The sequence below is a fragment of the Plesiomonas shigelloides genome, assembly GCF_900087055.1.
GTDB classification, from domain to species: Bacteria; Pseudomonadota; Gammaproteobacteria; order Enterobacterales; family CAMTGL01; genus Plesiomonas; species Plesiomonas shigelloides.
The window spans coordinates 2927556-2947364 of the sequence record NZ_LT575468.1 but is presented as its reverse complement, the minus strand read 5'-3'; the positions used below and the strand labels follow the sequence as shown (position 1 = coordinate 2947364).

Genomic DNA, 19809 nt, shown 5'->3' with positions numbered 1-19809 from the left:
ATGAAAACGGTTTTAATGTCACATTATGTGTGGTGAAGCGAGAAAGCAGATGCAACAAGGAGATCTGAACGAGCCGGCGCAGCGGGAAGTGACCCGTTTATGCATTCAAAGCGCCCTGATGCTGTTGCAGCACGGCGCGGAGAGTACGCTGGTCGAGCAAGTGTCGGAGCGCTTAGGGTTGGCGCTTGGGGCTGACAGTGTGGAAATTTCGATTTCGGCTAATGCTATTGTGCTGTCGACCTTGAGCCGACAACGCTGTATCACCACCACGCGGCGCAATGTGGATCGTGGGATCAACATGCAGGTGGTTACTGCGGTGCAGCACACCATGATCATGGCTGAACGCGGTTTGCTGTCAATTGGCGATGTACGCAAACGATTGGATAAGATCAAACCGCTCCGCTATCCACGTGGCTTAGTGGTGCTGATGGTGGGGTTATCGTGCGCCAGTTTCTCACATTTATCCGGTGGTGATGCGGCGGTGTTTGCCTTGACGTTTGTGGCCAGTGCCATTGCCATGTTGGTGCGCCAAGAGCTGGCGCATCGCCACTTTAATCCGCTGGTCAATTTTTGTGTCACCGCCTTTGTGGCCAGCTCAATTGCTTCGCTCGGGATCTCGTATCAAATTGGCAATTTGCCGTCATTGCCGATGGCATCCAGTGTGCTGCTGCTGGTGCCCGGTTTTCCGCTGATTAATGCGCTGTCCGATATGGTCAAAGGGCACGTCAACATGGGGCTGGCGCGTTGGACCATGGCGACCTTGCTGACCTTTGCAACCTGTGCGGGGATTGTGCTGGCGATGGCGCTATGGGATGTGCGGGGGTGGTCATGACCTTATTACCGGCGTTACTACAGGATATGTTTTTTGCTGCTATTCCGGCGGTGGGGTTTGCCTTGCTGTTTAACGTGCCTGTACGTGCGCTGCGTTACTGCGCGATGCTCGGCGCGTTGGGGCATGGGCTGCGCTTTTTGCTGCTGCATTATGGCTGGCCTATCGAATGGAGCACGTTGCTGGCGTCAACCACGATTGGCATGATCGGCGTGCATTGGTCACATCGCTATATGGCGCACCCGAAAGTGTTTACGGTGGCGGCGGTGATCCCGATGGTGCCGGGAGTCAAAGCCTACAAGGCGATGCTGGCACTGGTGGAGATCAATCACCGCGGCTATACCCATGAGCTGATGTCGCAAATGGTGACCCATTTCCTGCAAACATTCTTTATTGTCGGCGCGTTGGCCCTCGGCTTGGCGGTACCGGGATTGTTATTCTACCGCCGTCGTCCAGTGGTATAGTGCCGGTTTTAAGCAGTATTACCGCTAGCCGTGCAGATAACAGTGCTGATAGCGATGTAGAGGCAGGAGACAGCCATGAAAATCAGTTTAATTGCGGCGATGGCCGACGATCGGATCATCGGACAGGATAACCAGATGCCGTGGCATCTGCCGGCTGACTTTGCTTGGTTTAAGGCGCAGACCTTGGGTAAACCGGTGATCATGGGCCGTCATACCTTTGCCTCGATTGGCCGACCACTGCCGGGACGGCGCAATATCGTGCTGTCGCGCCAGTGCGGGGATGACCCACGGGTCGAGTGGTGTAGCTCACTGGAGCAGGCTCTGGCGTTGGTGGCCGGCGTTGAGGAAGTGATGGTTATTGGCGGCGGTCATGTGTACCAGCAGGCGCTGCCATTGGCGACTCATCTGTATCTCACGCTGATTGATGCTGAGGTGAATGGCGATACCCGCTTTCCTGACTGGCAAGCGGCGGGAGAGTGGCACGAAACGTTTCGCGAGGAGCGCCCTGCCGATAGCGCCAATGCGTATCGCTGCGCGTTTACTATCTGGGAGCGTCAGCCGGCATAGCGCTTGGTTGGCTTAGTGCTCACGCGTGAGTTCGACTCACCCAAGGTTGTCGCGGGTGAGTCGATAAACTTGAGAAACCCGTTTACAGACCACTGCCGTAGGCGCGCAGCGCCGGTTGGGTAAAGTAACGTTGGTCATCCCAGCGCAGTAAGGTCAGGTAATTTCCCCACACACAGCCGGTATCCAGCGCATACACTGCCGGTTGCTCGGTGACACCAATCAAGGCCGCCCAATGGCCAAACACCACGCGGTGGCGAGCCAACAAAGAATTCGGCAGGCGATACCAAGGTTGTAACTCGCCCGGCGCTTCCATTGGTGCCAACTTACAGTGCATATCGAGCCGGCCATCAGGGTGACAATAGCGCATCCGGGTCAGGGCGTTGATGCTGTAGCGCAGGCGCTCCATCCCGCGAAGGGATTCTGACCAGCGATCGGGCTGATCGCCATACATAGCGCGTAGCAGTGTCGGGTAGTCGTCTTGCTGTAGCGCATGCTCGACTTCGGCGGCGCACTGCTGAGCGGTCGCCAGATCCCATTGTGGCGAGATCCCGGCATGGGCCATCACAAAACTAAACTCGGGGTGGGTGAGCAGCAGCGGCTGGTGCCGCAGCCAGTGCATCAATTCGCTGCGATCGGGGGCATCGAGTACCGGTTGCAAGTAATCGCGCGCCTTGGCGCTGGCGATCCCCGCATCAATGGCCAGTAAGTGCAAATCATGGTTACCAAGCACGGTACGCGCGGCAGGCCCTAAATCACGCACCAGACGCAGACAGTCCAATGAACGCGGGCCGCGCGCCACTAGATCGCCGGTCAGCCACAGTTGATCGCAGGCTGGATCAAAATGCACCTGCTCAAGCAGGGCTTGCAGTTCATCAAAGCAACCTTGCAGGTCGCCAACAACATAAGTCGCCATAACGCTTTACTGTATGAGATGAGGGATGGCCAGTCGAAACACCGGAATCGGCACCTGATAGGTGTGCCCGTCAGGGGTGCTCATCAGGTAGTGCCCTTGTAAGGTGCCGACCGGAGTGGGCAAGACAGTGCCACTGGTGTAGCGGTAGCAAGAGCCCGGAGCCAGTACTGGTTGTTCGCCGACCACACCTTCGCCTTCGATGTCGGTTTGCTGACCGTTAGCATCGGTCAGCAACCAATAACGACGGCGCAATTGCAGCGTTAGCGCACTTTGGTTATGCAGGGTGACCGTGTAGGTGAACACAAAACGCGCCAACTCGGGCGCGGACTGGGCTTCCACATACGCAGGTTGAACTTCAACACTGACTGCGACACGGGCCTGTTCGGTGGGCTCCTGCATACCTGACTCCTTGTGCAAGGCCAAGGGTTACTCGGCGTTGCGGTTTTGCTCCGGTTGTGGCGGATTGTCGGACAACCAGTTAGCTAACCGGCAGAACTGCTCCACCGTGATGTTCTCGGCGCGCAGGGTCGGGTCGATCCCCAGCGCTTCGAGTTGTTCAACGCTAAACAGATGACTTAAGCCATTGCGCAGCGTTTTACGACGCTGGTTAAACGCATCAGTGGTGACACGGCTCAGCCAGCGCAGGTTTTTCACTGGGAATGGCTTTTGTGCGTGCGGCACCAAACGGACTACGGCGGAGTCAACTTTTGGCGCAGGCTTAAAGGCGTGCGGTGGCACTTCCAGTACCGGGATCACCTGACAATAGTATTGCGCCATTACGCTCAGACGGCCATAGGCTTTGCTGCCCGGGCCGGCGGCCAGACGGTTGACCACTTCTTTTTGCAGCATGAAGTGCATGTCACTGATGCTGTCAGTGTAGTCGAACAGGTGGAACATCAGTGGGGTGGAGATGTTGTACGGCAGGTTACCGAACACGCGCAGCTTTTGCCCTAACTCTGCGGAGATCGCCGAGAAATCGGCGCTCATGGCATCTTGTTCACGCACGGTCAGCTTGTCTTTCAGCTGAGGGTGATGACGCAGACGCTCGGCCAGATCGCGGTCGATTTCGATTACGGTCATGTGGTCCAGATCGCGGGCTACGGGCTCGGTCAGCGCCGCCAGACCTGGGCCGATTTCCAGCATAGCTTCGCCTTTGCGCGGGTTAATCGCGCTGACGATGCTGTCGATAACGAACACATCGTTCAGGAAGTTTTGACCAAAGCGTTTACGGGCGCGGTGCCCGAGGTGAACACTGTCATTCATTGTGTTTGTGAATCCGTCATAGTAATGGCGAGGGTTAGCGCAGTCCGGAAGCTGCCCTCGTCGGCAAATGGGGTAGCGGCAAGATCCAGTGCCGTTCCGTGATCCACCGACGTGCGGATATACGGTAACCCTAGCGTAATATTGACTGCGCGGCCAAAGCCTTGGTATTTAAGCACCGGCAGGCCCTGATCGTGGTACATGGCCAGTACAGCATCGGCGTCGCGCAGGTATTTGTCTTGAAACAGGGTATCGGCCGGTAGTGGGCCGATAAGATCCATCCCTTCACTGCGCAATTGGGCGAGCAAAGGTTCGATCACCTCGATTTCCTCATGCCCCATATGTCCGCCTTCACCGGCATGTGGGTTTAGCCCACAGATGTAAATACGCGGTTGCGGACGGGCAAATTTTTGCTGCAGATCGCGATGCAAAATGGTGATCACTTCACGCAGACTCTCTGCGGTAATGGCGTCAGCCACCTCACGCAGTGGCAGGTGGGTTGTCGCCAGTGCGACCCGCATTTGCTCGGTCGCCAGCATCATCACCACTTTGTGGCAGCCGGCGCGGTCGGCAAAAAATTCGGTATGGCCACTGAATGGGATCCCTGCATCGTTGATGATCCCCTTGTGTACCGGACCGGTGATAATAGCGGCAAACTCCCCCTGCTGACAACCGTCAGCGGCGCGCGCCAGTGTCGCTAACACGTAGTGTGCGTTGGCGCTATCGAGCTGACCGGGAATGGCGGGCGTGGACAAGCTGACCGGTAACAAAGTCAGGGTACCAGCGGCTTGCGCTTGTGGCGCGCGCTCCGGTTGATACGGCAACAAGGTCAGCGGTAGTTGCAGCGTCGCGGCGCGCGCTTGCAGCAGCGCCGGATCGGCGCAGACCACCAGTTCCGCTGGCCATGCCTGCTGCGCTAATTTGATGATGAGATCCGGACCGACACCGGCCGGCTCTCCGGGTGTGATAACCAGACGTGATACAGGCAGCGTCATGACATCCTACCTTAGTGCTATATGGCGCTAAAAACAGCACGGGCACCCGAAGGTGCCCGTGACGGCAACGATTAATGGGCGTCGTCTTGCGGGTCGACGATTTTAACGTAGGCAGCAGCGCGCTGCTCTTGCAGCCACACCGGCATCTCTTCGGCAAACTTCATGTTAAACAACATGCGGTAAGCGCGATCTTTGAGCGCCGCATCGGTGCGATCCACTTGCTTGGTATCCAGCAATTGCACGATATGCCAGCCAAATGGACTTTGGAACGGCTGGCTGATTTGGCCCGGTTTCAGGCTGTCCAGCTCGTTACGGAACTGCGGTACGAACACGTCCGGCGTAGTCCAACCCAGATCGCCGCCTTGCGCCGCGGAGCCCGGATCTTGTGAATATTCGCGCGCAGCGGCGGCAAAATCGATCTTCTTATTCAGAATATCGTTACGCAGTTGCAGCAGTTTAGCCCGCGCTTGCGCGTCATCTTGCATCACCGACGTTTTCAGCAGAATGTGGCGGGCATGCACTTCGGTGGCTTTAACACTTTGCTCGCTACCGCGCAGCTCGTTGACTTTCAGGATGTGGAAACCCACACCGGTGCGAAACGGACCAATCACCTGACCACGCTGCGCGCCGGCCACTTTCTCGGCAAAAATACTCGGGATGGCTTGTGGACGCACCCAACCTAAATTACCGCCTTCCAGTGCCCGTGGGCCGGAAGAGTTAGCGATCGCCAGTTTGGAGAAATCCGCGCCTTGCTTGAGCTCTTTGACCAGCTGCTCGGCGCGTTGACGTGCGGCATCCACTTCATCTTGGGTTGGATTTTCTGGCAGCGCAATTTGAATATGGCTGAGATTAATCTCTTCGCCTTTTTGCGCTTGTGAGCTGATCTGCTTGGCCAGATTATCCACTTCCTGTGGCAGGATGTTGATGCGGCTACGTACCTGTGAGTTACGCGCTTCGGTCGCCAGCATCTCTTTACGGATCTGCTCGCGGTAGTCGGCATAGTTGATGCCTTGCGCTTTCAAGGCTTGCTGCAGCTGTGCTGGGCTCATCTTGTTTTGCGCGGCAATGCCAGCAATCGCGTTGTCCAGATCGGCATCGCTGACGGTAATGCCCATTTTCGTGGCCAGTTGCAGCTGGATTTGATCCAGGATCAGTTTATCCAGCGCTTGATGGCGCAGAGCCTCGGCATCCGGTAATTGTTGACCGGCTTGCTGGGCATTCAGCTTGACTGAATGCACCAAATTATTCACTTCGCTTTGCAGTACCACCCCGTTATTGACGATGGCGGCGACTTGATCCAGTGACTGCGGAGCCGCAACCGCATTGGTACTGACGATTGCCAGCAGAGAAAGCCATGTTTTCCAGTTCTTCATTCGCCTATCCATCCTGCGTTTTGAAGTATGCAATTGAGTAAGAAAGCCTGAACCTGAGGCCATCAGTTATTCAGGTTAAACGGGCGTTGATATGGCAAAATACCGTCTCCCAGCATGCTACCGATGCCGGTGGAGTAGTTATTGCCCAGACCGCGGATTTCCACATTAAAGGAGATTCCGTTGTCGTAGATACCGCCACCGGTTTCACCAACGCTGGCGTCGTAGCCGATGATTTTACGCTCGTAAGTTAAGTTAACGGCCCAGCAGCAGGTGTTGTATTGCAAACCGAGCAGTTGGGTTGCCGGTTGCTGCTGTTTGGTATCGTAATAGTACTGACCCACCACGCCGATGCGGTCAGTGACCGGCCATGCTGCCACGACCCCAACCTGTGACAGGTCGGTCGGGTAGTTTTTATTCGGCAGTGCATCGTTGATGTACTCTTGGCTGGCATAGCGATAGTTCAGCTGTACCAGTCGTTCGGCATCTTTGCGGTATTCCAATACGGCATTTCCCAAAGACGCTTGATTGAGTTCGGTATCGTACTGTATTCCGGCCTTGGCACTCCAGTTTTGCGAGAACACGGCGTTAGACTCTGCGGCCCAGGCAGAAGTTCGCTGTTTTTCATCATCGTTAATCGGTGCTACTTGCGGGGTTTCAAAATAGAAAATTTGCCCGACCGCAAAGTTAAAGCGTTCATTCAAGGATGAATCAAAGAAGCGCGTCGTCAGACCGGTGGTCACCTGATTGGCGGAGGCGATGCGATCCAGACCGCTGTAACGGCGATCGCGGAACATGCCTAAGTAATCCATCTGCAGCGCGGTGGAGTCATAGCCTAGGCTGTTCGGCGCACCAATCCCAGTTTGGTCTCGGTACGGGCGATACAGGTATTGAATGCGCGGCTCCAAGGTCTGGGTATAGGCATCCAGCCACTTGGTATCGCGTTCAAACACCATTTTGCCGTCAATTTTGCCTTGTGGAATAAAGCGCGATACCGACTCTTCCATCTGGTTGCGGTATTGCACTGGAATATCCTGCTGGTAGTGCGTGGCATAAGCTTTGGCACTCACTTCCAGACTCCCCCAGCGGTTGGCGATGGGATAACTCACGGTCGGTTCAAAATGCACCCGCGTAGCGGTTGGCATCGCCGGATTATCGTTATCGAACCGCGCGACCTGACCATACAGATGCGTGTTGAGCTGCTCGTTGATCAGATCGTTGTTGTAATAGTTAATATCCAGCTGCGGCGCGGTACGATAGGCGCTGGCGACTTGGGTATTAAACAACTGGAACTGGGTGGCAGACAGGTTCACCATCCAGTTCGGGTCGGCATAACCAACACTGGCTTTTTGCGTGACATAGCCGTCGGTGGTGTTACCGTACGGTGAGCTTAAGTCATTAAAGTACTGCGGGTCACTGACCTTGGTGTAATCGACGTTAAAACGCCATACCTGATTCATGACGCCACTGTGATTCCAGTAGGTCAGGTAACGCGCTTCATTGTTATACAGCGGGTCATCGGGCAGATAGTTAAAGGCCAGCGTGCCAGTACCTGGTGTGGTCAGGTAGCGAAACTCAGTCATCCACTCGGTGCCACGTTTAGTCATGTAACGCGGCGTGATCGTGGCGTCGTAGTTAGGCGCGATATTCCAGTAGTAAGGAAGCTCCACTTGGAAGCCGGATTTGGTCGATGAGCCAAATGACGGCACCAGAAAACCGGAGCGGCGCTTATTGCCAATCGGAATTTGCAGGTACGGCGTGTAGAAGACCGGGACGCCAGCGACGCGAAAACGCGCGTTCCACAGCTCCGCCACTTCTTCATCGCGGTCTTGCACCATGGTGGTAGCGGCAATACTCCAACTGTCATCATCCGGCAGACAGGTGGTAAATACGCCACTTTTCATGATGCTGTAACGGTTATTGTCACGCAGCTGTAATTGACGTGCGGTACCGCGCCCTTGCTTGCCCACCAACTGGTAATTGGCGTCATCCACATCGGTATCTTTGCTATCCAGATCGGACCAGGCACGCGGACCTTTGAGGGTAATGGTGGGGTCAAAATAGTGCACATTACCACTGGCGGTCATTTCACGTTTGACCGGTTTACCATCGACCAGCTTTTGTGTCACTTGCGCTTCATGCGCGGTCAGTTGACGGTTACCTTGTTCGACATTGACGTTACCGGTATACAGCGCACGGTTCGGATAATCGACATCCGCATCGTCAGATAAGATGGTGACCGGTAAATTGTTCGGATCGCCATTTACCAGCGGCTTTGTATAATGAGGCACGCCGGCCAGACACTGGCTGCGCAGGTCAGCATAACTGTGCGGACTGAACAGAATCGCACTGATGGCGGAAGCCAGAATTGTCGGGAAAAATTTTTTCATACCAGATTGTGGGTCCTGCAACCTGAGCGGGCACCGTTGCCCGCAAGCAATTGAGCTTAATGCAGAGTATGATAAAGCAAATTGCCTTTCTCGGCACTTATATGATTGTTTGTATGATTCCGGCCGCAGATGTATGCCTCGAGCGGAACCAGCTGGCTGGCAATAACAGAAAAAATAATGCGTGGGCGCGATGCTGCGCAGCCTGAATAACGGGTTTAAGAGGGGCTTGAATGCAATTGTGGGGCAAACTTCTGGGCGTGGTGCTGGGCGTACTGGTCGGCGGACCTATTGGTGCGTTTTTTGGCCTGTTAATCGGCCATCAAGTGGACAAAAGACTGGCGGCACAATCCCATTTACAGGGTTATTTCAGTAATCAACAGGCCCGGCAGTCTCTGTTTTTTCAGGCCACCTTTTCTACCATGGGGCATCTGACCAAATCCAAGGGACGGGTGACCGAAGCCGATATCCACATGGCCAATGCCATGATGGACCGAATGAATCTGCACGGTGAGGCGCGTCGCGCCGCGCAAGAGGCGTTTCGTGCCGGTAAGTCGGCTGATTTTGCCTTACGCCAGACGTTACGCGATTTTCGTCGCGCCTGTTTTGGTCGCTTTGACTTGCTGCAGATGTTTATGGAGATCCAGCTGCAAACGGCGTTTGCCGATGGCTCTTTGCACCCGAGTGAGCGTGAAGTGCTGTATGTGATTGCCGAAGAGCTGGGTTTTTCGCGTCATCAGTTCGAGCAGTTGCTGTCGATGTTGGAGGGCAGTACTCAGTTTCGCGGTCATCAGCAATCGCATCAGGAAGGCTGGTCACCGCGTTCGGCAACACGGGGTCCTACGGTGGAAGATGCGTGTAAAGTGCTGGGAGTGCCAGCCGATGCCGATAATCAAACCATCAAGCGCGCTTATCGCAAACTGATGAATGAACATCACCCGGATAAATTGGTGGCTAAAGGCTTACCGCCGGAGATGATGGAGTTGGCCAAGCAAAAGGCGCAGGACATCCAAGCAGCGTATGACTTGTTACGTCGCGAGCGCGGTTTTCGTTAACACAGCTAATAAAAAAGCGGCGCAATAGCGCCGCTTTTTTTGTCTCTGCTTTCGCTTTCCGGCGCTGTTTACCAACCGGCGTGCATTGATGTTTGTGTTCAGCGTGCGCAGTTAGGTGCCACTGGCCAGCGGGAGGGCATTTTCTTGTCCGCCAGTCAGCGCCGCGCTTTGCCGCTGAGTCGCTTGCTGCGGGTTGCTATCCGTTAAGGTGGCTGGCCGATGGGTATGCGCCAGTTTGGCTTGTCCGCTGCGCGCAGTGCCCGCTTGTACCAGACAGTGGCGTCCGCGCTGCTTGGCTTGGTACAGTGCTTGATCGGCGCTGCGATACAGCTCGGTGCTGTTTTTCCCTTCTCCGCTGGCATAGCCGGCCGAGAACGTGAGGATCCCAAACGGTGAACCGCGATGTGGAATCGAGATCTGCTCGGTCAGGTTCATCAACTCGCCAATTAAGATGTCTAGCTGCGGCAACAGATCGGCGGGGATCAGGATCGAAAACTCTTCGCCGCCCATGCGTGACACCACGCAGCCGCGTCCCGCCGCTTTCAGCGCATCGGCAAAGGCGCGTAGGCACTCATCACCGGCTGGATGGCCATAGATATCATTAAAGGCTTTGAAGGCATCGATATCGATCAGGATTAAGCCCGGAGCCGGCGTTTGCGCCATCCATTCACTGATCACTTGATCAAAGTAACGTCGGTTAAATAACCCTGTCAGCGGATCGTGGTACGACAGCTCCAACAAACGTTGGTTGGCTTCGTTCAACTCTTGCGTGCGAGTTTGTACCTGATTATCCAGCGATAAGTTCAGCTGACGCAGTTGTTGCTCGCTTTGAAAACGGGCCATCAAACTGGCCACTACCGCCGAAAACAGATGCAAAATAGTTTGCTGGTGGCTGGTCATTACGCGGCGACTGAGCAGGTTGTCGGCAAAAATCGCGCCGTAGAAACGGCCACAGTGCCATAGGCCTGCGCTCAAGTGCCAGCCGATGCCAATTAAGTGCAAGTCGTTAAATAGCGGTGCGTCACGGCGGACTTTAAAATAGTCCTGTTCGGTCAGCATCGGCACGATAACCGGATCGGCGTACGGATCGATAGTCAGCGCCTGTTCATTTCGCAGTTGACCAATCTCGTCACAGCCGTACGTGCCGCGCAGCATCTGCTGCTCTGGATCCCACAGCAAGATCGCCGCCCGATCAACGCCCAGCGCTTTGATCTTCTCGACCGCCACTTTACAGGCTAATAGTAGATTATCGGCTTCGGCCATCGCCAACAGCCCTTCATGTAAAAAGCGCAGTTGTTTTTCGCGCAGCATCTGCACCAGCACCGAGGACACCATGCGGCTGAATGTGATCAGTAGCACTTGCTGGGCGGCGGTGAGCGGGCGCTGCGACAACAAATTATCCAGCGCAAACCACGCGATCGGGCCGTTTTCATCGCGCAAGATCACCATCGCATTCCACCCTACGCCGACGATGGTGTGCTGGGTGTACAGCGGGGCGTTGTCTTTGATCACCAATTCTTGATCTTGGCTGCGCAGTGCTTGATTAAATTCGCTGGTTTGATCGTGATAGTTGTAGATGATATGCCGCTCATCGGCGGTGTTACCTTCATTGTCGGTGCCGAAGGTGCCTTGGACTTGACCGGTGGCCGGATCGTACAGCATCAAGGCGCTGCGACAACCGGGTAGGATCGTGCGCAGCTGCTCGACTGCCAGCTTGTACAGCTCTTCCGGTTCGCGGCAGAGCATCATGGCGCTCATCAACTGCTGTAGCTCACGGATGGTATTGACTTGATTGCGTAAGTCATTGAGCTGATTAGCTAACATGGCTTCTTGTAGATCGCGTCGCCCACGTTCGCTGGTTGCTTGGCTGTCATCATGGTGTTTTTGCAGTAGTTGGCCAAAAAACAGCAATACCGCCACTTGCGTTGACAGATCGGTGGTCGACAGTTCGGTCGTTGGAAGATCGGTCGCTTGTGCGCTATCGTGATTCGGATTCTCTGGTGTTTGCCATACCAGAATACGCGGTTGTGCGCTGTTACCGCTTAAACGGCAGATATGCAGATTGGGCTGGTTGTTCAGGGTGTGCAAGATCCCGCTTTGCACTAAGACGTGATTTTTCAGCAACAAATCGGCATGACTGAATAACGCCTGATGATCAGCGTCTTGAGGCCAACTGGCCAGTGGCTGTGACTCTTCCAGTCCGACAAATAACCAGCAGTGGGAGGCGTTCAGGACCAGTGCTAGTTCAGGCAATGCTGAATCCAGCAGTGAGGGCTGATCGTAGGCTAATATCCATTGCTGAAGCATTCCGTGCGGGAGCATCGCGTATCCTTAACACCAAACAATGCGCAAAACATGCGATAGCATTATCTAAATAGAACAACGAGTCGATTACATCCGTAAAATCAATGCTGATTTTGAGCGGTAAGTCGATTTTTAACCGGTTGATCTGCGGGGAAGTTTCCCCGCACAGTCGCGAAGGCGTGGCGCTGATCACGTCGACAATTAGGCCGAGAATGACGCAATAGATGCCCTAGATAAGGGCGATAAAACCACCGCCGTGAGTTAGACGAGGGTTTTACCGCTCAGTAATGCAATGGCTAGCGAAAGATGTGGTTGTGTAGCCTAATATCAGCTTTTTGTGGTGATATTTATCCTGCTTTCGCGTTTTATTTCTTGGCGCTGATCGCGCTTAGCTTAGCGCTGACCCGTTGGCGGCTCTCTTCGCTGTGCAGTGCTTGCGAAAACGCGCGCGCTTCCAGATCGATGGTAAAGGGCACCGCCTGCTTTAATTCGTTTTTCAGCAAGGCTTTGCTGTTACGTAAGGCGTGCGGCGGCTTGTGTGCTAGTCGTACCGCTTGCGTGTGGGCAAAGGCCAACACCTCATTAGCCGGCAAACTGCGATTCGCGAGTCCAGCGTGCGCGGCTTGCGCGCCAGAAAATGCATCGCCCAGCAGCAACCACTCACAGGCGCGCACATGGCCAAGCGTACGTGGCAGCAGTAAGCTGGAGGCAAACTCGGGAACTAACCCCAAATCGATAAACGGCAGCTGCAGCACCGCATCATCAGCGACGTAAACCAGATCGCAATGCAATAGCAACGTAGTACCAATACCGATGGCCACACCACACACCGCCGCGACCACCGGTTTTGGGAAGGCTGCTAGCGTGTGTAGCATTCGAATGGCGGGATGTTCGTGATCCAGATTGCCACTTTCGAGAAAGACTGCCAGATCATTACCGGCGGTAAAGCAGCACTCGTTACCTTGCAGCACCACACTGCGTACGCGGTTGTCGCTCGCCGCATCACGCAGTGCCAGCTCCAGTGCGTGGTACATCTCCAGCGTCAGGGCATTTTTCTTTTCTGGGCGATTGAAGGTCAGACACAGCACGCCTTCGTCAGACCGAGTGATTAACAGGCTATCCATGCAAAATCCTTGTTATCAGGGGCGCACGTGACAACAGTGCGGCCGGAGTCGGGGAGAGGGACAATTTGCCATCCTCATTAACGTTGTTGGTACGACCAGTTAACAATAGCAGCATAAACCAGTGGCTGGCAGTTGGAAATCAAATCACACCGTTTGTCACTCCTGTGCTCGGTGTGTGGCTAGTACTGAAGGGGCGATTGCGAGTACAATAAGCGCCGTTCTCAACGGGGTGCCGCGAGGCTGAGATAACACCCGTCGAACCTGATCCGGTTTATACCGGCGGAGGGATTTGAGATCTGCTGTTTGGCGCCGGCGCGCATCAAGGTGAAAGATGCGGTAAGCCGACCATCTTCCGACAGCACTCAAAAACCTTTGCCGACTCCCACAAGGTTGTTAAGGAGCGCAAAGTGTCTGTGACCCCTGTTTCGTTGTTCTCTCGCTGTGTTCGTTCGCGTTTTGGTGTTGGCGCATGGCTGGCGCTGGGCGCGTTAAGTAGCTTGCCGTTGGCGCAAGCAGCTGAGCGCACGCTCACCGTGTATACCTATGATTCGTTTGCCTCTGATTGGGGCCCGGGCCCGGCGATCAAAAAAGCCTTTGAGGCTGAGTGCGGTGATTGTGAGCTGAAATTCGTGGCGCTGGATGATGGCGTGTCGATTTTAAATCGCGTGCGTATGGAAGGGAAAAACAGTCCGGCCGATGTGGTGTTGGGGCTGGATAACAATTTGGTCGCAGACGCCGAGAAAACCGGTCTGTTCGCCCCGCTTCCTGCACCGCAAACCAAGCTCACCCTACCGGGTGGCTGGAACAATACCCACTTCCTGCCGTATGACTACGGTTACTTCGCTTTCGTGTACAACCAAAAACGTTTGAAAACCCCGCCGCAAAGCTTGCATGACTTGGTGGATAGCAAGCAGCCGATCAAGGTGATTTATCAAGATCCGCGCACCAGTACACCGGGGCTGGGGCTGTTGCTGTGGATGAAATCGGTGTATGGCGATCAGGCGGCCGAGGCATGGCAGAAGTTGGCGGGGAAGACCGTCACCGTGACCAAAGGCTGGAGCGAAGCCTACGGACTGTTTCTTAAAGGAGAGGCAGATATGGTGCTGAGTTACACCACCTCGCCGATGTATCACCTGATCAGCGAAAACAATCCAGACTATAAAGCCGCTAACTTTGCCGAAGGTCACTATTTGCAAGTGGAAGTGGCCGGTCAGTTGGCGTCCAGCAAGCAGCCGCAGCTGGCGCAAGAGTTCTTACGCTTTATGCTAACCCCAGCGTTCCAAGATCAGATGGCCACCGGAAACTGGATGCTGCCGGTGACGGATGTGGCGTTACCAAAAGGCTTTGAGCAGGTGGAAAAACCGGTCAAGACGCTGGAGTTTACTCCGCAACAAGTCGAGCAAAATCGCAAGGCGTGGGTGCGTGAGTGGCAGATGGCGGTAAGCCGCTGATGATGGCGCGCGGTCGCTGGCCAGGGATTGTCGCCGGTGGATTACTGTTAGTACTGGCGGCGGCGGCGCTGCTGAGTTTGCTGTGGCAAGCGCCGCAGCAAGCGGGGCTGGAGGTGTTGCACGATCCGTATGTGTGGCACCTCTTACGTTTTACCTTCTGGCAAGCGGCGCTGTCGGCGTTGTTGTCGGTACTACCGGCACTGTTTTTGGCGCGTGCGTTGGCGCGTCGTCAGTTTGTTGGCCGCCGCCTGTTGTTGCGTTTGTGCTCGATGACGCTGGTGTTGCCGGTGTTGGTGGCGGTGTTTGGTCTGATCAGTGTCTACGGGCAAGAAGGGTGGCTGGCGCAGCTGTGTCGCGCTCTGGGGCTGGCGTATCGCTTTTCGCCGTATGGCTTGCAGGGCATCTTACTGGCGCATGTCTTTTTCAACTTGCCGCTGGCCACGCGGTTACTGTTGCAAAGTTTAGAGTCTATTCCGCAAGAGCAATACCAGATCGCCGCGCAGCTCGGCATGAACCAGCGCCAGTGTTGGCGTTGGGTGGAATGGCCACAAGTGCGCCGTCAGTTACTGCCGGCGGCCAGTTTGATCTTTATGCTCTGTTTTGCCAGTTTTGCCGTGGTGTTAGCCCTCGGTGGTGGGCCAAAAGCCTCGACACTGGAAGTGGCTATCTATCAGGCGCTAACCTATGACTTCGATTTAGGGATGGCGGCATGGCTGGCACTGCTGCAAATGGGGGTTTGTCTGGCCTTAGTGCTGGCTAGCCAAAAGCTGGCCGGTTCACTGGCGGCACCAGCGGGGCGTGGCCACGGCGTGCGTTGGTTGCCGGACAATCTCGCCAGTCGACTAACCGATGGCGTGTTGATCGCGGCGGCGATCTTGCTGCTGGTGCCGCCATTACTGGCGGTGGTGGTGGGCGGAATTAGCCGTGCGTTTTGGTCGGTGGTCAGTCAGCCGGCGTTGTGGCAAGCCACGTTGACCTCATTGAGTATTGCCCTGTGCGCCGGCGCGTTGGCGTTAGGGTTGGGCTTGATGATTGCGTGGAGTAGCAGCCGGATGCGTCTTGATGGCTGGCTGCGTAGTGCACGCTATCTGGAGCTTAGTGGCATGCTCATTTTGGCGATGCCGGGATTGGTGCTCGCCACGGGGCTATTTTTACTGCTGCAGCCTTATCCGGCGCTGCGTGCTCACCCGTTTGCCATCGTGGTGCTGTGTAACGCCATGATGGCGCTGCCGTATGTGCTAAAAACGCTGAGCGTGCCGGTATTGGACTGCGCGGCGCAGTACGATCGTTTGTGCGCGTCACTCGGTATGCACGGCTGGCGTCGCTGCTATTGGGTCGAGTGGCGGGCGCTGCGCCGTCCTTTGTCGTTGGCGTTTTCCTTTGCCTGCGTGCTGTCGCTGGGAGATTTTGGTGTGATTGCGCTGTTTGGCAGCGAAGATTTTCGCACCTTGCCGCTGTATCTGTATCAGCAAATTGGCGCTTATCGCAGCCAAGATGGTGGCGTGACGGCGCTCTTGTTATTGCTGCTCTGTTTTGGCTTATTTAGCCTGTTTGAGCATCGTCCTTCATCGTCGTCGGCTGCGCTAACCGGCTCGCCGTCTGACACCTCTGCCGCTAAGGATCGTGAGAAACATGCTGTATCTCGATGATGTGACTTTTCTTTACCAAAATCAGCCGATGCGCTTTGACTTGCAGGTGCGAGCCGGTGAACGGGTGGCCATTTTGGGCCCGAGCGGAGCGGGGAAAAGTACCTTGCTCAACTTAATTGCCGGATTTTGTCCGCTGCACAGTGGTCGGTTGTGGCTCAATGGCCAAGAGGCGACGACCTTGCCGGTGGCGCAGCGGCCGGTGTCGATGCTGTTTCAGGAGCACAATTTATTTATGCACCTGACCGTCGGGCAAAATATCGGGTTGGGGTTAGATCCGGGCTTGCGTTTGACTGCCGAGCAGCAGGCGCGCCTGGTGGCGGTCGCGGAGTCGGTGGGGCTGGCCGATTACCTGACGCGTCGGCCCGATACCTTGTCGGGCGGTCAGCGTCAGCGGGTAGCGTTGGCGCGCTGTTTGGTGCGTGATACGCCGATTTTGCTGCTGGATGAGCCGTTTTCCGCTCTCGATCCGGCGCTGCGCAGTGACATGCTGGCATTGGTGGAAGAGGCATGTGCGCGCTTGAATTTGACCTTGCTGATGGTGTCGCACAATTTGGATGATGCCGCGCGTATCGCACCGCGTACCTTGCTGATTGACGATGGTTGCATCTGTTATGACGGGCCGACCGCCGATTTACTCAGTGGCGCGGCGCCACAGGCGCGTATTCTGGGCGTCACGGTCAAGCCGTAATAGCCAAGTCATAACGGCAAGCCAGAGAGGTGGCCAGAGACGCGGAGAGTAGCGAGAGCGCTGACGGCAGGAAGAAAGCAGCAAACGTGAGAAGATAAAAAAACGCCCAGCGCGGCAATCGGTGCAGACGCTGGGCGTTTTTTTAAAGAGAGCTAAGCAGGTCTGCGCGTCAGAGTTTGAGTACGTCGCGCAGGTGATCCGCGTACAGTGGCATCAACGGTTGTTGTAACAGCCACAGCGTACTGACCACCGCCAGCAGCAGACTGACCATGGTCAGCCAGCGCAGGCGCGGTAACGTCAGGTACTTGCTAAACCAGTCCGCTGGGCGTTGGTCATGGCGCAGCCAGCGCCAGCCGAGCCAGACACTGAAGAACATCCCCGCCGCGCTTAACAGCAGCAGCACGCGGAACAGGCCGACGCTCTGTCCTTGTGGGATCCCCAGCGCGACCCCTGCTAAAATCCCCGGCAGCAGATAGACCGGAGGCCAAGTCGCACAGGCCAAAAAATTCGGCAGGGCAAAACTGCGCGGTGGCAGGTTCAGCATGCCTGCTGCCAGCGGCACAATCGGGCGTGTCGGCCCGATATGCCGGCCCCAGAAAATGGTTGGCATACTGTGCTGGTGCAGCGCATATTCAATTTTGCTGATGGTGCTTTGATAGCGCTGCAGCGGACGAAAGTTGCGTAGCGGCGCTTGGAAATAGTGACCGGCCAGATATGAGCCCCAATCGCCCACCATGCAGCCTAACGTAGCGGCCAACCATGCCAGCCAGAAATTCACTTCGCCGTGACCAATCAGCAGACCAATCGAGGTCATGATGACCGAGCTCGGCACCAACAGACCGATGAGCGCAATGGATTCAATCAACGCCGCCAAGAACGCAGCGCTGAGCGCATAGTGCATGGCATACAGCTGAAGATGGTTAAGTAATGCCTCCATCGGAACCTCTTTAAACGGGGCGGCAAGCCGAAATCGCGATACTGGTGGAGTCTGCGTACCTGAGTACAAGACGCACAGTGTTCAGCCGGTCAACCGCAAGGCGAGCTGACCGGCCAGTGAGGCTGATTGTGCAGAAGGGCTGAGGGAGCGTCAATCATGACGATGTCTCAATCTTTATTGTCTCAGCCCTTGTTTTATGTCTTTTGTTTTGAATCTTAAGTCAGTACGCGGTTACAGGTTTTCCTCGGCGAATGAGGCTAACCGGCTACGCACCACCCCGTTCAGATACAGGTTTACGCTGCCCTCAAAGTTTTTAAAGCGCTCCACAATATAGGTTAGCCCCGATGTGACCGGCGTCAGGTAAGGGCTGTCGATTTGCGCCAAGTTACCGGAGCAGATAATTTTGGTGCCTTCCCCGCAGCGGGTAATGATGGTTTTCAGCTGAGAGGCGCTTAAGTTTTGGCACTCGTCCAGCAGCACAAAGGCATTTTGAATCGAGCGGCCACGCATGAAGTTAATCGATTTAAACTGGATGTTGGCTTTGTCCTGAATGTATTTGATCGACGCTTCGGTGTTGTGGTCGTTTTTATGCAGCACTTCCAAGGTATCGGTGATTGCCGCTAGCCACGGCAGCATTTTTTCCTCTTCGGTGCCCGGCAGATAGCCAATCGACTCGCCGATATCCGGCGTGTTACGGGTGACAATAATCTTGTCGTACATCTTTTTCTCGACCACTTGCTCCAGTGCCGCCGCCATCGCCAGCAAGGTTTTCCCACTACCGGCCGGGCCGGTGAGGATCACCAGATCGATGCTCGGGTCGAGCAAGGCGTGTAACGCCATCGCCTGATAAATATTTTTCGGATGCACGCCCCACGCTTGCCGGTGCATCAGTTTTTCCCGTCCTAAATCGCGAAATGTGATGCGATCGCGGCCGATGGCGCTGACGCGACCGGCAAAGGTTTCGGTATCGTCAAACAGGTATTCGTTGATGTGGGTTTTGGGGATCAGGGCGGCATCCACCGCATGGTAGGTTTCGCGCCCTTCGTGCTGGGTTTGGCACACCTCCACTTTTTTCCAAAAATCGCCGTCGAGGTGACGAAAGCCTTTAGTGAGGAAGCGCACATCGTCGATCAGCTGATCGGTGCGATAATCTTCGACCCGCAACACCCCAGCGCCTTTGGCGCGCAGGCGCATGTTGATGTCTTTGGTGACCAACACCACGGGCACAGGGGCATGCAATTTTTGCAAGTACAGCACCGCGTTCAGAATGCGGTTATCGCCCTCTTTGCTGGGGAAGGCATGCACCTCTTCGGCTAACAGGTAGTCGGCGAAAATCGCCAGCGTGCCGGACGCTTGCGCCCCGTGTTTACTGAGCGGAACGCCCGCGGCAATCTCTTCGGCACTGGCATCGAGAAACACACTTTCGAGCATGCGGATAGCGATACGCGCCTCGCGTGAAACGTCGCGTTTACTATCCTTAATGCGGTCGAGCTCTTCGAGGACCGTCATCGGCACGATGACATTGTGTTCTTGAAAGGAAAAGATGGACTGAGGTTCATGCAGTAGGATGTTGGTATCGAGGACGAAGATTTTTCGTTCGGCTGAGCCCATACGGACCTCCTTGTAAGCGTAAAAACTGTGCCTGGTTGGCACCGGTGTTGCGCCTTAATCCGAGTGTAGCAACACTTTTACAATCAAACGCATCCTTGATGACAAGCTTGTGACAACTACAGAGATTTAACGCGATGAGGGACGGATAAATCCGTGACGAGGAACACACCTTGAATTACCATAACGCCCTTTCCCGCACCCACGC

Annotated in this window: 17 protein-coding genes and 1 riboswitch; of the genes, 7 read left to right on the top strand and 10 right to left on the bottom strand. The window is 55.5% G+C overall.

Translation table 11 applies throughout. From position 1 onward, the window contains the following. Positions 1–49 precede the first annotated feature (49 nt). The 3 genes from NCTC9997_RS13125 (at position 50) to folA (ending at position 1860) form a co-directional block, all read left to right on the top strand. Positions 50–832, top strand: a complete 783-nt coding sequence (locus tag NCTC9997_RS13125) for a threonine/serine exporter family protein (RefSeq protein WP_010864716.1) — start codon at positions 50–52, stop codon at positions 830–832. Beyond that, a complete protein-coding gene (locus NCTC9997_RS13120) occupies positions 829–1293 on the top strand; it encodes a threonine/serine exporter family protein (protein ID WP_036770028.1) in 465 nt (154 codons plus the stop codon). The genes NCTC9997_RS13125 and NCTC9997_RS13120 overlap by 4 nt, the downstream gene beginning before the upstream one ends. Before the next feature lie 75 nt (positions 1294–1368). Then, entirely contained in the window at positions 1369–1860 is a 492-nt protein-coding gene (folA, locus tag NCTC9997_RS13115; RefSeq protein WP_064978226.1) for a type 3 dihydrofolate reductase, read from the top strand. A gap of 82 nt (positions 1861–1942) precedes the next feature. Here folA and apaH read toward each other — a convergent pair whose 3' ends face one another. The 6 genes from apaH to lptD form a co-directional block, all read right to left on the bottom strand. Next, complete coding sequence (gene apaH / locus NCTC9997_RS13110; protein WP_047706726.1) at positions 1943–2773, bottom strand: bis(5'-nucleosyl)-tetraphosphatase (symmetrical) ApaH; 831 nt, start codon at positions 2771–2773, stop codon at positions 1943–1945. Positions 2774–2779: 6 nt separating this feature from the next. Continuing rightward, on the bottom strand, positions 2780–3172 hold the full coding sequence (gene apaG / locus NCTC9997_RS13105) for a Co2+/Mg2+ efflux protein ApaG (RefSeq protein WP_010864712.1): 393 nt from the start codon (positions 3170–3172) through the stop codon (positions 2780–2782). 27 nt (positions 3173–3199) lie between these two features. Further along, the gene (rsmA, locus tag NCTC9997_RS13100) at positions 3200–4036 is read right to left on the bottom strand and encodes a 16S rRNA (adenine(1518)-N(6)/adenine(1519)-N(6))-dimethyltransferase RsmA (protein ID WP_010864711.1); all 837 of its coding nucleotides are present in this window, start codon (positions 4034–4036) and stop codon (positions 3200–3202) included. Continuing rightward, on the bottom strand, positions 4033–5028 hold the full coding sequence (pdxA, locus tag NCTC9997_RS13095) for a 4-hydroxythreonine-4-phosphate dehydrogenase PdxA (RefSeq protein WP_064978225.1): 996 nt from the start codon (positions 5026–5028) through the stop codon (positions 4033–4035). The genes rsmA and pdxA overlap by 4 nt, the downstream gene beginning before the upstream one ends. Positions 5029–5099: 71 nt before the next feature. Continuing rightward, positions 5100–6401 (bottom strand): peptidylprolyl isomerase SurA, encoded by a 1302-nt coding sequence (surA, locus tag NCTC9997_RS13090; protein WP_039045763.1) that lies wholly within the window; start codon positions 6399–6401, stop codon positions 5100–5102. A gap of 62 nt (positions 6402–6463) precedes the next feature. After that, positions 6464–8788: an LPS assembly protein LptD gene (gene lptD / locus NCTC9997_RS13085; protein WP_064978224.1), complete on the bottom strand. Its 2325-nt coding sequence runs from the start codon at positions 8786–8788 to the stop codon at positions 6464–6466. Positions 8789–9018: 230 nt separating this feature from the next. Between lptD and djlA the strand changes: the two genes are divergently transcribed. Further along, the gene (djlA, locus tag NCTC9997_RS13080; protein ID WP_010864707.1) at positions 9019–9840 is read left to right on the top strand and encodes a co-chaperone DjlA; all 822 of its coding nucleotides are present in this window, start codon (positions 9019–9021) and stop codon (positions 9838–9840) included. A 111-nt stretch (positions 9841–9951) separates the two neighbouring features. Here djlA and NCTC9997_RS13075 read toward each other — a convergent pair whose 3' ends face one another. After that, positions 9952–12162 (bottom strand): GGDEF domain-containing protein, encoded by a 2211-nt coding sequence (locus NCTC9997_RS13075; protein WP_064978223.1) that lies wholly within the window; start codon positions 12160–12162, stop codon positions 9952–9954. A gap of 347 nt (positions 12163–12509) precedes the next feature. Further along, positions 12510–13268 carry an enoyl-CoA hydratase-related protein gene (locus NCTC9997_RS13070; protein ID WP_064978222.1) on the bottom strand — a complete coding sequence of 253 codons (759 nt, stop codon included), beginning with the start codon at positions 13266–13268 and terminating at the stop codon, positions 12510–12512. Between the two features lie 215 nt (positions 13269–13483). Further along, a riboswitch (TPP riboswitch) is annotated at positions 13484–13574 on the top strand. A gap of 167 nt (positions 13575–13741) precedes the next feature. Between NCTC9997_RS13070 and thiB the strand changes: the two genes are divergently transcribed. Genes thiB through thiQ form a run of 3 tightly spaced genes read left to right on the top strand, consistent with a single transcriptional unit; the run spans position 13742 to position 17056 of the window. Further along, positions 13742–14719: a thiamine ABC transporter substrate binding subunit gene (gene thiB / locus NCTC9997_RS13065; RefSeq protein WP_064978518.1), complete on the top strand. Its 978-nt coding sequence runs from the start codon at positions 13742–13744 to the stop codon at positions 14717–14719. After that, complete coding sequence (thiP, locus tag NCTC9997_RS13060) at positions 14695–16368, top strand: thiamine/thiamine pyrophosphate ABC transporter permease (protein ID WP_064978221.1); 1674 nt, start codon at positions 14695–14697, stop codon at positions 16366–16368. The genes thiB and thiP overlap by 25 nt, the downstream gene beginning before the upstream one ends. After that, entirely contained in the window at positions 16352–17056 is a 705-nt protein-coding gene (gene thiQ, locus NCTC9997_RS13055) for a thiamine ABC transporter ATP-binding protein ThiQ (protein WP_047706736.1), read from the top strand. The genes thiP and thiQ overlap by 17 nt, the downstream gene beginning before the upstream one ends. A 169-nt stretch (positions 17057–17225) precedes the next feature. Here thiQ and NCTC9997_RS13050 read toward each other — a convergent pair whose 3' ends face one another. Together NCTC9997_RS13050 and NCTC9997_RS13045 are read right to left on the bottom strand one after the other, a co-directional pair. Beyond that, positions 17226–17993 carry a DedA family protein gene (locus NCTC9997_RS13050; RefSeq protein WP_010864699.1) on the bottom strand — a complete coding sequence of 256 codons (768 nt, stop codon included), beginning with the start codon at positions 17991–17993 and terminating at the stop codon, positions 17226–17228. Positions 17994–18224: 231 nt separating this feature from the next. Next, complete coding sequence (locus NCTC9997_RS13045) at positions 18225–19604, bottom strand: PhoH family protein (RefSeq protein WP_039045769.1); 1380 nt, start codon at positions 19602–19604, stop codon at positions 18225–18227. Between the last annotated feature and the right edge of the window lie 205 nt (positions 19605–19809).